This window comes from Mycolicibacterium aromaticivorans JS19b1 = JCM 16368 (genome assembly GCF_000559085.1).
GTDB lineage: Bacteria > Actinomycetota > Actinomycetes > Mycobacteriales > Mycobacteriaceae > Mycobacterium > Mycobacterium aromaticivorans.
This window is the reverse complement of sequence record NZ_JALN02000001.1, coordinates 755,284-767,647: the sequence shown is the minus strand read 5'-3', so window position 1 is coordinate 767,647 and position 12,364 is coordinate 755,284. Positions and strand designations below refer to the sequence as shown.

The 12,364-nt window shown below is 68.2% G+C and carries 13 protein-coding genes; 11 read left to right on the top strand and 2 right to left on the bottom strand.

The window, feature by feature from the left end:
• Positions 1–6 precede the first annotated feature (6 nt).
• Positions 7–963: a thiamine-phosphate kinase gene (locus Y900_RS03675; RefSeq protein WP_036339129.1), complete on the top strand. Its 957-nt coding sequence runs from the start codon at positions 7–9 to the stop codon at positions 961–963.
• Positions 964–985: 22 nt separating this feature from the next.
• On the top strand, positions 986–1,675 hold the full coding sequence (locus Y900_RS03670) for a uracil-DNA glycosylase (protein ID WP_036339127.1): 690 nt from the start codon (positions 986–988) through the stop codon (positions 1,673–1,675).
• A gap of 81 nt (positions 1,676–1,756) precedes the next feature.
• Here Y900_RS03670 and rpmB read toward each other — a convergent pair whose 3' ends face one another.
• Complete coding sequence (gene rpmB, locus Y900_RS03665) at positions 1,757–1,951, bottom strand: 50S ribosomal protein L28 (protein WP_036339124.1); 195 nt, start codon at positions 1,949–1,951, stop codon at positions 1,757–1,759.
• A gap of 262 nt (positions 1,952–2,213) precedes the next feature.
• Between rpmB and Y900_RS03660 the strand changes: the two genes are divergently transcribed.
• The 5 genes from Y900_RS03660 (at position 2,214) to Y900_RS03640 (ending at position 8,594) form a co-directional block, all read left to right on the top strand.
• Positions 2,214–3,857 carry a fatty acid kinase ATP-binding subunit FakA gene (locus Y900_RS03660; RefSeq protein ID WP_036345736.1) on the top strand — a complete coding sequence of 548 codons (1,644 nt, stop codon included), beginning with the start codon at positions 2,214–2,216 and terminating at the stop codon, positions 3,855–3,857.
• Positions 3,858–3,859: 2 nt separating this feature from the next.
• Positions 3,860–6,076 carry an ATP-dependent DNA helicase RecG gene (gene recG, locus Y900_RS03655; RefSeq protein ID WP_036339122.1) on the top strand — a complete coding sequence of 739 codons (2,217 nt, stop codon included), beginning with the start codon at positions 3,860–3,862 and terminating at the stop codon, positions 6,074–6,076.
• Positions 6,073–6,780, top strand: coding sequence for an HNH endonuclease family protein (locus Y900_RS03650; protein WP_036339120.1), 708 nt, complete (start codon positions 6,073–6,075; stop codon positions 6,778–6,780). Before recG ends, Y900_RS03650 begins: the two co-directional genes overlap by 4 nt.
• Before the next feature lie 135 nt (positions 6,781–6,915).
• The gene (locus Y900_RS03645) at positions 6,916–7,365 is read left to right on the top strand and encodes an RrF2 family transcriptional regulator (protein ID WP_036339117.1); all 450 of its coding nucleotides are present in this window, start codon (positions 6,916–6,918) and stop codon (positions 7,363–7,365) included.
• Positions 7,362–8,594, top strand: a complete 1,233-nt coding sequence (locus Y900_RS03640; RefSeq protein ID WP_036339115.1) for a globin domain-containing protein — start codon at positions 7,362–7,364, stop codon at positions 8,592–8,594. The genes Y900_RS03645 and Y900_RS03640 overlap by 4 nt, the downstream gene beginning before the upstream one ends.
• Positions 8,595–8,619: 25 nt before the next feature.
• Here the strand turns inward: Y900_RS03640 and Y900_RS03635 are convergent, their stop codons facing one another.
• Positions 8,620–9,435, bottom strand: a complete 816-nt coding sequence (locus Y900_RS03635) for an aldo/keto reductase (protein ID WP_036339112.1) — start codon at positions 9,433–9,435, stop codon at positions 8,620–8,622.
• A 100-nt stretch (positions 9,436–9,535) separates the two neighbouring features.
• Between Y900_RS03635 and Y900_RS32300 the strand changes: the two genes are divergently transcribed.
• From Y900_RS32300 to Y900_RS03620, 4 genes are all read left to right on the top strand, one after another.
• Positions 9,536–9,697: a hypothetical protein gene (locus Y900_RS32300; protein ID WP_157838226.1), complete on the top strand. Its 162-nt coding sequence runs from the start codon at positions 9,536–9,538 to the stop codon at positions 9,695–9,697.
• Positions 9,694–10,788 (top strand): alpha/beta hydrolase, encoded by a 1,095-nt coding sequence (locus tag Y900_RS03630; protein WP_036339110.1) that lies wholly within the window; start codon positions 9,694–9,696, stop codon positions 10,786–10,788. The genes Y900_RS32300 and Y900_RS03630 overlap by 4 nt, the downstream gene beginning before the upstream one ends.
• Positions 10,789–10,928: 140 nt before the next feature.
• Positions 10,929–11,714 carry a DsbA family protein gene (locus Y900_RS03625; protein WP_036339107.1) on the top strand — a complete coding sequence of 262 codons (786 nt, stop codon included), beginning with the start codon at positions 10,929–10,931 and terminating at the stop codon, positions 11,712–11,714.
• Positions 11,711–12,349: a vitamin K epoxide reductase family protein gene (locus Y900_RS03620; protein WP_036339105.1), complete on the top strand. Its 639-nt coding sequence runs from the start codon at positions 11,711–11,713 to the stop codon at positions 12,347–12,349. The genes Y900_RS03625 and Y900_RS03620 overlap by 4 nt, the downstream gene beginning before the upstream one ends.
• Positions 12,350–12,364 lie beyond the last annotated feature (15 nt).

Below are 12,364 nucleotides of genomic sequence, written 5' to 3'. Positions count from 1 at the left end.
GACCTCGTGGCCGACGGTGGCGAACCCACATTGCGCCAGCTCGGCGAGTTCCCGGTGATCGACCGGCTGGTGGCCGGGCGTCGTCAACCCGCGGCCGTGACGGTCGGGCCGGGAGACGACGCCGCCGTGGTGGCGATGCCGGACGGTCGGGTCGTCGTGAGCACCGACATGCTGGTCGAAGGGCGCCACTTCCGGCTGGATTGGTCCTCGCCGGTGGAAATCGGTCGAAAAGCCATCGCGCAGAACGCCGCCGACATCGAATCGATGGGTGCGCGGGTCAGCGCATTCGTTGTCGCGTTCGGAGCCCCGCCCGACACCCCGGCGGCGCGGGCGCAGGAGCTGGCCGACGGAATGTGGCTGGAGGCCGGTCCGCTTGGTGCCGGGATCGTCGGAGGTGATCTGGTCGCCAGCCCCCAGTGGGTGGTCTCGGTGACGGCGTTCGGCGATCTGGCCGGCCGCCCGCCGGTGCTGCGCAGCGGGGCGCGGCCGGGATCGGTGGTCGCGGTCAGCGGCGAGCTGGGCCGCTCCGCCGCCGGATATCTGCTGTGCCACAAGGGGATTGTTGGTTTCAGTGAGCTGCGGGAGCGACACCTGGTGCCGCGTCCACCCTATGGTCAGGGCATTGTGGCGGCGGACGCCGGCGCGCAGGCGATGACCGACGTCTCCGACGGGCTGCTCGCCGATCTCGGCCACATCGCCCGTGACTCCGGTGTTCTCATCGACCTCGCCGCGGATGCGCTGCGACCCGACGTCGATGCCGTGACCGCCGCGGCCGCGGCCGCGGGTGTCGATCCGCAGGAGTTGGTGCTCTCCGGTGGCGAAGATCACGCCCTCGTCGCCTGCTTTCCCGGCGCGGTGCCGCCTGGCTGGCGGGTGATCGGCACGGTACGAGACGGTGCGCCCGGCGTGCTGGTCGACGGCCGGGACTGGGCCGGTCCGGCGGGTTGGCAATCCTTCGACTGACGGCTCGCGTTAGGTTACGTCGGTGACGACCACCGCCCGGCCGCTGGCCGAACTCGTCGACGAAGGCTGGGCGCAGGCGCTCGCCCCGGTCGGTGACCAGATCACCCAGATGGGACAGTTCCTTCGCGACGAGATCGCCGCCGGGCAGCGCTATCTACCCGCCGGTCCGAACGTACTGCGCGCCTTCACCTTTCCGTTCAGCGAGGTGCGGGTGTTGATCGTCGGCCAGGACCCGTATCCGACGCCGGGCCACGCGGTGGGCCTGAGTTTCTCGGTGGCCCCCGACGTGCGACCGGTGCCGCGCAGTCTGGCCAACATCTTCACCGAGTACACCGCGGACCTCGGCCACCCACAGCCGTCGACCGGTGACCTGACGCCGTGGTCGCAGCGTGGTGTCATGCTGTTGAACAGGGTGCTGACAGTGCGGCCGGGCACCCCGGCATCGCATCGGGGGAAAGGCTGGGAGGCTGTCACCGAATGCGCGATCCGCGCATTGGTGGCGCGCGAGCAACCGATGGTGGCGATCTTGTGGGGACGTGATGCGTCGACGCTCAAGCCCATGCTGGACGGCTCCGGATGTAGGACGATCGAATCCCCGCATCCGTCGCCGCTGTCGGCGTCACGGGGGTTCTTCGGATCACGGCCGTTCAGCCGGGCCAACGAACTGCTGGCCGGGATGGGCGCCGAGCCGATCGACTGGCGACTGCCTTAACGCACGCCGAGATCGACGTTTCGCTGGGAACGTCTCGCCGAACTTTTCCGCCCAAACCTCGGCTTGGGCGGAAAAGAGGGATTAACCGCGGCTGACCTTGCCGGCTTTCAGGCAGGAGGTGCAGACATTCACGCGGTGCTTGTTGCCACCGGGGCGGCTCACGGCGCGCACGGTCTGGATGTTCGGGTTCCAGCGGCGGCTGGTCCGGCGATGGGAATGCGACACCGACTTGCCGAAGCCGGGGCCCTTTCCGCAGACGTCGCACACGGCAGCCATGTAGAACTCCTCTATCGAACGTGTTCCTGGGGGCCAACGACCGAAACGGGTGACCCGACAACCTGACTAGGATAGCCGTCCGGCGAAGCGAACGCCAAAATGCGCTGCCACAACGCCCGCGCGACGCTCTTCACAGCGCGCTGAGCTGCGGCGATACCGCCATCCCACGGTCCTGCGCCGCGGCGGCATCGCGGTGTCGGGTGGACTGGATAGGCTGGCGCGACGACGCCGTGGGGTGGCCAGCGATCGCGAGGAGGTGCCGATGCCGGACCGGCGGCTGGACGCATCTGCCCTGCGCGACTGGGCCTCTACCGCGGTCGGCGACCTGATCACCCACACCGACGAGATCAACCGGCTCAATGTGTTCCCGGTGGCCGACTCCGATACCGGGACCAACCTCTTGTTCACCATGCGGGCGGCGCTGACCGAGGCGGAGTCGGTGACCGGCTCGGGCGGCGTCGGCGAGCTGACCGCCGCGCTCGCCGAAGGTGCACTGCACGGCGCCCGGGGCAACTCCGGGGTGATCCTGTCGCAGATCCTGCGCGGACTGGCCGACGTAACCGCCGCGGCTGCCGCCGACACCGACGGTTACCTCGCCGACATCGACGCGGTGCTGCTGGGCGCGGCCCTTCGGCACGCCGTCGGGCTGGTGGTGTCGTCGATGGGTGGGCAGCTGGTGGCCGGCACCATCGTCTCCGTCCTGCAGGCCGTCGCCGACACCGTTCAACAGTGGGCCGCCGACGGCGCCAGCCTTGCCGAATCGCTCACCGCAGGTGGCGAGGCCGCGGTCACCGCGCTGGACCGCACGCCCGAACAGCTCGACGCGCTGGCCGAGGCAGGGGTGGTCGACGCGGGCGGGCGCGGCTTCCTTGTTCTCATCGACGCGCTGACTGCCACCGTCACCGGGCATGCGCCACACCGGCACGCCTACGAACCGGGGCCGCCGCTAGTCGAGACCGTCACCGCGGAACCGGCTCCGCCGCAATTCGAGGTGATGTATCAGCTCGCCGGCTGCGACTCGGCGGCCCTCGATCCGCTGCGCACCCGGCTGGAGCAGCTCGGTGATTCGGTCGCGATCGCTGCGTCGGCAGAACGTTATTCGGTACACGTCCACACCGACGACGCCGGCGCCGCCGTGGAGGCGGGACTGGCGGCCGGTGCCGTGAGCCGAATCCAGATCTCGGTGCTGAGCACCGGGCCCGCCCGGGTTTCTCCGGGCAGCTGGAGTCGGGAGCGCGCGGTGCTGGCCGTCGTCGACGGAGACGGTGCCGCAGAGCTTTTCAGTCAGGAGGGTGCCTGCGTGCTGCGGCCGGACGCCGAGCTGGCTGATCCGGTCAACGGCGTCAGTGCGCGCGAACTGCTGCGCGCGCTTGTCGATGCCGGGGCCGCTCAGGTGATGGTGTTGCCCAACGGCTACGTCGCGGCCGAGGAGCTGGTCGCCGGCTGCACGGCCGGAATCGGCTGGGGCATCGACGTTGTCGCGTTGCCGACCGGTTCGATGGTGCAGGGGCTGGCCGCGCTCGCGGTCCACGATCCGGGTCGCCACGCCGTCGACGACGGGTACTCGATGGCCAGGGCGGCGGCCGCAGCCCGGCACGGTTCGGTGCGCACCGCCACCGAACAGGCGCTCACGTGGGCGGGCAGCTGTGAACCGGGTGACGGGCTGGGCATCGCCGGTGACGAAGTCCTGGTGGTCGCCGACGATGTGACCGGTGCGGCCGCGGGACTGATCGACCTGCTGCTGGTGGCCGGCGGTGAGCTGGTGACTGTGTTGACCGGTGCCGGCACCGATCCGGCCGTCGCCGACGCGCTGGCCGCGCACATCCACCGGCGCCATCCCGGAATCGAATTCGCCACCTACGCCACCGGTCACCGCGGTGATGAGCTGTTGATCGGGGTGGAGTAGTCATGGTGGGTCTCACCGACCGTCTCGACGGGATCGTCGGCGGCAAGGCCGCCGGCCTGCTCGACGATGTGTTCGGCATCCGCACCGTCGACGACCTGCTGCGCCACTACCCGCGCAAGTACATCCACGGGATGTCGGTGTGGGGCGAGGACGAGGCGCCCCCGGAGGAGGGCGAGCACATCACGCTGGTCGGCGAGATCGAGAAGGCCGAGGTCCGCTGGACCAATCGCCAACCGAGGCGTGAGTATCTGGTGATCACCCTGGGGAAGGGTCGGCGCAAGGTCACCGCGACGTTCTTCAACGCCAAGTGGCTCAAGAAGGATTTGATCGAGGGCGTCCGCCTGATGCTGTCCGGTGAGGTCGGGTTCTTCAAGGGCAACATGCAGCTCACCCACCCGGACTTCCTGGCGCTGAACTCGCCGCGGGGACGGGTGTTCGGAAGCAAGTCGCTCAAGACGATCGCCGACACCTCGACCTCAGAGGCCGGCGAATTGTCGATGGCGGCCTTCGAGCGCGACTTCTTCCCGATCTACCCCGCCAGCTCCAAGCTCCAGAGCTGGGACATCTACGCCTGCGTGCAGCAGGTACTCGCCGTGCTGGATCCGATACCCGATCCGCTGCCCGAAAGCGTTGTGCGCCAACGGGGTCTGATCTCCGAGGACGAAGCGCTGCGCGCCATCCACGTCGCCGAACGGGAACCCGAGCGCGAGGCGGCGCGTGAGCGGTTGCGGTTCGACGAGGCCGTCGGGATGCAATGGGCCCTCGCGCAGCGCCGCCACGGCGAGCTCTCCGAATCCGGTCCCGTCGCGCCGCGTCGCGACGACGGCTTGGCCGCCGCGCTGATCGAGCGCCTGCCCTTCGCGCTGACCGCGGGTCAACGGGAGGTGCTCGACGTCGTCTCCGGCGAACTGGCCGCGAGCAAGCCGATGAACCGGCTGCTGCAGGGCGAGGTCGGCTCCGGTAAGACGATCGTGTCGGTGGTGGCCATGCTGCAGATGGTTGACGCGGGTTACCAGTGCGCGTTGCTGGCGCCGACGGAAGTCCTTGCCGCCCAACATGCGCAGTCGATCCGCGGTGTGCTCGGTCCGCTGGCGATGGCCGGCCAACTCGGCGGCGAGGACGGGGCGACCCGAATCGCACTGCTGACCGGGTCGATGTCGGCGGCCCAGAAACGTCAGGTGCGTGACGAGGTGGCGTCCGGGGAGGCGGGCATCGTCGTCGGCACCCACGCGTTGTTGCAGGACGCCGTCGAATTCCACAAGCTCGGCTTCGTCGTCGTCGACGAACAACACCGGTTCGGCGTGGAGCAGCGAGACCGGTTGCGCGCCAAGGCCCCTGCGGGACTGACCCCGCATCTGCTGGTCATGACGGCCACCCCGATCCCGCGCACCGTCGCACTGACGGTCTACGGCGACCTGGAAACTTCGACCCTGCGCGAACTTCCGCGCGGGCGCCAGCCGATCACCACCAACACGATCTTCATCAAAGACAAGCCGCAGTGGCTGGCGCGGGCCTGGCAACGGATCACCGAAGAGGTCGGCGAAGGCCGGCAGGCCTACGTCGTGGCCTCCCGCATCGACGAGGACGACAAGGCGGGCGAACAGGAGGGGGGCCCACCCGCCGAGACGGTCGTCAACCTGTTCACGCATCTGGGTCACGGGCCGCTGGCCGGGCTGCGGTTGGGCCTGATGCACGGCAAGCTGCCCGCCGACGAGAAGGACGCGGTGATGGCCGCGTTCCGGGCGGGCGATATTGACGTCCTGGTGTGCACCACGGTCATCGAGGTGGGCGTGGACGTGCCGAATGCGACGGTGATGGTGGTGATGGACGCCGACCGGTTCGGCATCAGCCAGCTGCACCAGTTGCGCGGGCGGATCGGGCGCGGTTCGCACGCCAGCCTCTGCCTGCTGGCCACCAAGCTCCCGGAGGGATCCAAAGCCGGCGACCGGTTGACCGCGGTGGCGAGCACGCTGGACGGCTTCGAGTTGGCGGATCTCGACCTCCAGGAGCGCCGCGAGGGAGACGTGTTGGGGCTCAACCAGTCCGGCCGTCCCATCACACTGCGCTTCCTGTCCCTGGCCGAGCACCTCGAGGTCATCGTCGACGCGCGTGAGGTGGCCCAGTCGATCTACGCCCGCGATCCCGAGAACCCCGGAATGACGGTCCTGGCCGGCCAGTTCACCGGTGGCGACCGGATCGACTACCTGGACAAGTCATGAGACGGCGGCCCCTGATCTGGCTGGCGGTGATTGCGGCGCTGTCGGTGATCGTCTCCGTGCAGGTGACGTCCTCGACCAGCCATCCCGATGCGATGATCGCGCGCGCCGACGTGCCGACGGTGGCGCCGGGAACCGACGTGCTCGAGGGGATTGTCGTCATCCCGCAGCGGGTGCGCGGCAACGATTATCGGCGCGCGGCATTCGGCGATGCGTGGGACGACAACAACTCCGCGCCGGGTGGGCATAACGGCTGCGACACCCGCGACGACGTGCTGGACCGGGACCTCGTCGACAAGACTTTCGTGTTCACCAAACGCTGCCCGCAGGCGGTCGCCACCGGAGTCCTGCACGACCCGTACACCAGCGCGACGATCCCGTTCACCCGCGGTGCACAGGTCGGTGCGGCGGTGCAGATCGATCACCTGGTGCCGCTGGCGTACGCGTGGGACATGGGCGCGCGAAACTGGCCGGACGACATGCGGATCCGATTCGCCAACGATCCGGCCAACCTGCTTGCCGTCGACGGTCAGGTCAACCAGGACAAGGGCGACCAGCCTCCCGGCAGTTGGATGCCGCCCAATCATGCGTTCTGGTGCCAGTACGCGATGCAGTTCATCGCCGTGCTGCGAGGTTACGCACTGCCGGTGGACCAGGCCTCGGCCGACGAATTGCGCTCGGCCGCGGCCACCTGCCCCAGCCGCTAGCCGGCGCGGTCGTTTCCCTCGCGATCGGGCTCACGCGGCCGCCACCGCAGGTCAAAAATCCGCACCGATTCGTGTATTCAAGCCCACACGCAGAAAATGCGCATCTCGGATGCCGAATAAACTAGCGTCGGGTTTATGCAGCTCACGAGGTTTACCGACCTAGGTCTCCGGGCCATGATGCTGCTCGCCACCGGTCAGGCCCGCGAGCAGCGGGTCACCACCAGAACGGTCGCCGCCGCGGCCGGCGCGTCGGAGAACCATGTCGCCAAAGCGGTGTCCCGGCTGACGGAGTTGGGGCTGGTCCACTCTCGCCGCGGCCGCGCCGGCGGCCTGGAACTCACCGACGCCGGCCGCGAGGCATCACTGGGCTGGCTGGTGCGCCGGCTCGAAGGTGATCGCGAGGTCGTCGACTGCACCGGCCAGTCAGCCTGTCCGCTGATCGCGGGCTGCCGGCTGCGTCGGGTGCTCGCCGATGCCAAAGAGGCCTTCTACGCCGAACTCGACCGTCACACGATCGCCGAACTCGTCGGCAGCCAGATGCTGCCCGTCGTTCTGCAACTCACAACCGAAGGGAATCTGACATGACCACCACCGCAGTCGACGCGGCCGAGGTTCAGGAACTGGAGCCGGAGCACGCCGAGATCGTCACGGCGACACTGCCGCTCGTCGGCGCGCACGTCGACGAGATCACCTCGGTGTTCTATCGGCGGATGTTCGGTCAGCATCCAGAACTCCTGCGCAACCTGTTCAACCGCGGCAACCAGGCGCAGGGAGCCCAGCAGCGGGCCCTGGCCGCCTCGATCGCGACTTTCGCTACGCACCTGGTCAATCCGGACCTGCCGCACCCCAGCGAACTGCTGTCGCGGATCGGCCACAAGCACGCGTCGCTGGGCATAGTGCCCGACCAGTACCCGATCGTGCACGAGCACCTGTTTGCCGCGATCGTCGAGGTGCTGGGCGCCGACACGGTGACCGCCGACGTCGCGGCGGCATGGGACCGGGTGTACTGGATCATGGCCGACACTCTGATCGCTCTGGAACGCGATCTGTACGCCGGCGCCGGCGTCGACGCCGGAGACGTCTTCCGCCGGTTGCGGGTCACCGCACGCGAGGATGACCCCTCGGGTGCGGTGCTGGTGACAGTGGGAGCCGACGGTATCGCAGGAGCTGGTGCGGCACAATATGTTTCGGTTGGCGTGACGCTACCCGACGGAGCGCGTCAGCTGCGGCAGTACAGCTTGGTGAACGCTCCCGGTGCGTCCGAGTTGACCTTTGCGGTCAAGCCGGTCGACGCCGTCGGGCAAAACCCGGCAGGTGAAGTGTCGAACTGGATCCGCGAATGCGTCCGGGTCGGTGATCTGCTCGACGTCACGGTGCCGTTCGGCGATCTGCCTGAGCCGCGCAGTGGTGCACCAGTCGTGCTGATCTCCGCAGGCATCGGCATCACGCCGATGATCGGAATTTTGGAATATCTTGTCGGCCAGTCACATGCAGCACCGGTGCAGGTGCTGCACGCAGACCGCAGCGAGGAGAGCCACCCGTTGCGTAAGCGGCACCGTGAACTCGTCGATATCCTGCCCGACGCCAGCCTGGACCTCTGGTACGCCGAGGACGTCGACGGCGACAACCCCCGGATCCACGAGGGGCTGATGAACCTCGACGACGTCGACATCGCCGACGGCGCAGAGATCTATCTGTGCGGGAACGACGGTTTCGTGCAGGCGGTGCGCGCCCAGCTGACCGGCCGCGGCATCGCCACGGATCGGGTGCACTGCGAGTTGTTCAGCCCGAACGACTGGCTGCTGGACGCCTGAGCCACAGCGGGCTCGGCGGCGGGGCCTAGCCTGCCGGATTCGGCAGGAAGCGGGTCCCGTCGTCGAGACCGTTGAGGGTCTCGATCTCCGCTGCGGTGAGTTCGAAGTCGAACACATCGGCGTTCTCGGCGATGTGTGCCGGAGCCGACCGCGGAACGACGATATCGCCCTGCTGCAGGCTCCAGCGGATCAGCACCTGTGCCGGTGACTTCCCATGCGCCGCAGCCACTTCCGCGATCGCGGGATTGTCCGTCAGCTTGCCCTCATCGGTCGGGATGTACGCCCCGGTGAGGATCGAACGATCGCCGTGTACCGCGCGCAACTCGGTCTGGTTGAGCAGCGGGTGCAGTTCGATCTGGTTGACCACCGGCGAGAAATAACTCAGGTCGATGATGTCCGACAGGTTTTCTGGGGTGAAGTTCGCGACGCCGATCGACTTGATCAGACCGTCCTGGCGGGACCGCATGATGCCGCCCCAGGCGTCGATGTACTTGCCGTTCTGCTCGGCCGGCCAGTCCATCAGATACAGGTCGACATACTCCAAGCCGAGGCGTTCGAGGCTGGCCCTGATGGCGTCCTGGGACGACTGGAAACCCTGGTCCTCGGTGGCGAGCTTGGTGGCGATGAACAGTTCGTCGCGGGGCAGACCCGACGCGGCGACGGCGCGCCCGACGGCCTCCTCGTTGCCCTTCGCGGTTTGGATCAGCCGATAACCCGCCTCCAGGGCGCTGGCCACCGCGCTCTCGGTCTCCTCGGCGGACAGCTCGGCGACGCCGAGGCCCAGCACGGGGAGGGTGTTGTCGTCGTTGAGCGTGACGGTGGGGATCGCGGCCGCCGGCATCGTGTCACCTGTCTGTGGAGTCGAATGAGCCGGGGACAGGACCCGTCGCAATCGGCTCCGGGGTCAACCGACTTCGGGTGACGATAGTACCCAGGGCGATATGTCGTTTGAGCAGGCCCGGCGCGCCGCCGCCGAGAACAGGTCGAATTGTCGGATTCGTCAACCGCTGATGGCGGGCGGGGCCGACAGGCCGCCGACAGTCGAGGTCCCGTACGCTGCGGCGATACCGGTACTGCGCACCAGAACCGAGGACTATCAATGACAGACACCGTGTCCGGGACCGCGCGAAGCCGGTTCCTGAAGAGGGCCTTGCCGGTCGCCAACCGCGCCGGCGTGAAAGCCATCCCGCACCTGCCGGGCGTCGTGAAGAGACTGTTGTCGGGTGGCCGCGCCATCACGATCGACGGAAACACCCTCGATCCGTCGATCCAGATGATGCTGGCCGCCCAGCGCGCGGTCGGCATGAGCAGCCTCGCGGTCACCGGCGATCCGATCGCCACCCGCCGTCAGAACCGGGAAGCCACCGACAGCCTCGACGAGGCCGACATCCACGTCGCTCAGATCTCCCCGCTGGCGATTCCCGGTCCGGCCGGCGCCATCCCGGCCCGGCACTATCGGCCCGCCGACGGCGACGGCGCACCGCTGCTGGTCTTCTATCACGGCGGCGGTTTCGTCTTCGGCGACCTCGAGACACACGATTCGGCCTGCCGGTTGATCTGCCGCGACGCCGGTCTGCACGTTCTGTCCATCGATTACCGGCTGGCGCCGGAGCACAAGGCGCCCGCCGCCGTCGACGACGCCTACGCCGCCTACCTGTGGGCCGTGTTGAACGCCGCGGAGTTGGGTGCCGACCCCGACCGCATCGCGGTGGGCGGCGACAGTGCCGGCGGCTGCCTGGCCGCGGTGGTGGCCCAGCTGGCCCGCGACGGCGGCGGCCGCCAGCCGTGCCTGCAGTGGCTGATATATCCGGCGACCGACCTGCGCGGCGGAACCCGGTCACGCACGCTGTTCGCCGACGGATTCCTGCTGTCCAAGGCCAACATGGACTGGTTCGCCGACGCCTACGTCGAGGGATCCGAAGTCGACATCACCGATCCGCGAGTGTCGCCGCTGCTGGCCGACGATTTCAGCGGGCTCGCACCGGCGCTGGTCGTCACCGCGGGGTTCGATCCGCTGCGCGACGAAGGCGAGCAGTACGCGGCAAAGCTGCAGGCAGCGGGCGTCCTGACCGATCTGCGGCAGATGGGTCCGATGACCCACGCATTCCTCAACCTGAATGCGCTGGGCGGCCAGGTGAGCCGGTGCAATGCCGAGATGATCTCGGCGCTGCGCGCCCACCTCACCCGCGCCTGAGTCTCGGCGCGGGCCGGGGGTACCGCCCGGCCGAAGGTGGCGGGAGAGTGAAGCGACCCGGGGAAGGGATTCGGCGGGCAGGAGCGCCGGTACTCTAGAGGCGCCAATACCTAGTCTTGACAGCGAGGATCAGCGCAGCCGTGGCCACCAACAAGAAATCCACCCCCCGCTACGACCTGAAAGCCCAGGACCGTAAGCGCAACCTGGCCATCCAGCTGGGGTTGACCGGCATCGTCGTCATCTTCGCCGTGGCCCTGGTGCTCTACATCGTGATGAGTCACGACAAGAAGACCGCCGCCGCCGGTGACGCGCACGCGGTGCGGATCACGTCGGCCCAGCTGATCAAGAAGGACGGCACCGACGAGCCCAAGGCGGTTCTGTCGCTCTATGAGGACTTCCAGTGCCCGCACTGCCGTGATTTCGAGAAGGCTTTCGGCCCGACCATCTCCAAACTGGTCAGCACCGGCGCTGTGGCCGCCGACTACAACATGGTCGCGATCCTGAACTCGTCGGCGAACAAGAACTATTCGACGCGCGCCGCCAATGCGGCCTACTGCGTCGCCGACGAGAACAAGGACGCCTTCCTCCGATTCCACGGCGCGTTGTTCGCCCAGCAGCCCGAGGAGGGCTCCGGCGTCGCGCCGGACAACAACGCCCTGATCGAGACGGCCCGGCAGGCCGGTGCGGCCGGGGGTGTTCCGCAGTGCATCAATACCGGCAAGTACAGCGACATGGTCGAGGGTCTGGCCGCGGCATCGAAGATCACCGCGACCCCGACGATCCGGCTCAACGGCCAGGACATCAGCCCCGCGTCGCCCGAGGATCTGATCGCCAAGGTCAAGGCCGTCGTCGGTAATGTGCCAGGCCTGGACAACGCGCCCGCGGCGCCGAGCCCGACCCAGCCCACGCCGGCACCGACGTCATGAGCGTGGCGACCCCGGCTCCGGTCGAACCGACCGAACCCGTCGAGTCGAAAGACCCGTCGGGCGGGGTCGCTGTGCGGCCGGCCAGCGCCTGGTGGGTGCTGATCGCCGGCGTAGTCGGCTTGATCGCGTCGGCCACCCTGACGATCGAGAAGATCGAGATCCTGGTCAACCCGGCCTACGTGCCGAGTTGCAGCATCAATCCGGTGCTGTCCTGCGGATCGGTGATGATCACGCCGCAGGCGTCGGCGTTCGGCTTCCCGAACCCGCTGATCGGAATCGCCGCCTTCGCCGTCGTTGTGGTCACCGGGGTACTCGCCGTGGCCAAAATTCGGCTGCCGCGGTGGTATTGGCTGGGACTCACCGCGGGCACGGCGCTGGCCACGGTGTTCATCCACTGGCTGATCTTCCAGACCCTCTACCGCATCGGCGCACTGTGCCCGTACTGCATGGTGGTGTGGTCGGTCACCGTCCCGCTGTTGGTCGTCGTGTCCTCAATCGCGCTTCGTCCACTGGCGGGCAACGCAGTCGCCCGAGTCCTCTACACCTGGCGCTGGTCGATCGTGACACTGTGGTTCACCGGGCTGCTCCTGCTGATCCTGGTGCGGTTCTGGAACTACTGGTCCACGCTCATCTAGTCGCCCGCCGCAGGC

Coding starts and splice junctions, on each gene's coding strand:
- rpmB (WP_036339124.1), bottom strand. CDS start 1,951: ATGGCTGCCGTGTGCGACGTCTGCGGAAAGGGCCCCGGCTTCGGCAAG.
- Y900_RS03660 (WP_036345736.1), top strand. CDS start 2,214: ATGCCGGACCGGCGGCTGGACGCATCTGCCCTGCGCGACTGGGCCTCT.
- recG (WP_036339122.1), top strand. CDS start 3,860: ATGGTGGGTCTCACCGACCGTCTCGACGGGATCGTCGGCGGCAAGGCC.
- Y900_RS03650 (WP_036339120.1), top strand. CDS start 6,073: ATGAGACGGCGGCCCCTGATCTGGCTGGCGGTGATTGCGGCGCTGTCG.
- Y900_RS03645 (WP_036339117.1), top strand. CDS start 6,916: ATGCAGCTCACGAGGTTTACCGACCTAGGTCTCCGGGCCATGATGCTG.
- Y900_RS03640 (WP_036339115.1), top strand. CDS start 7,362: ATGACCACCACCGCAGTCGACGCGGCCGAGGTTCAGGAACTGGAGCCG.
- Y900_RS03635 (WP_036339112.1), bottom strand. CDS start 9,435: ATGCCGGCGGCCGCGATCCCCACCGTCACGCTCAACGACGACAACACC.
- Y900_RS32300 (WP_157838226.1), top strand. CDS start 9,536: ATGTCGTTTGAGCAGGCCCGGCGCGCCGCCGCCGAGAACAGGTCGAAT.
- Y900_RS03630 (WP_036339110.1), top strand. CDS start 9,694: ATGACAGACACCGTGTCCGGGACCGCGCGAAGCCGGTTCCTGAAGAGG.
- Y900_RS03620 (WP_036339105.1), top strand. CDS start 11,711: ATGAGCGTGGCGACCCCGGCTCCGGTCGAACCGACCGAACCCGTCGAG.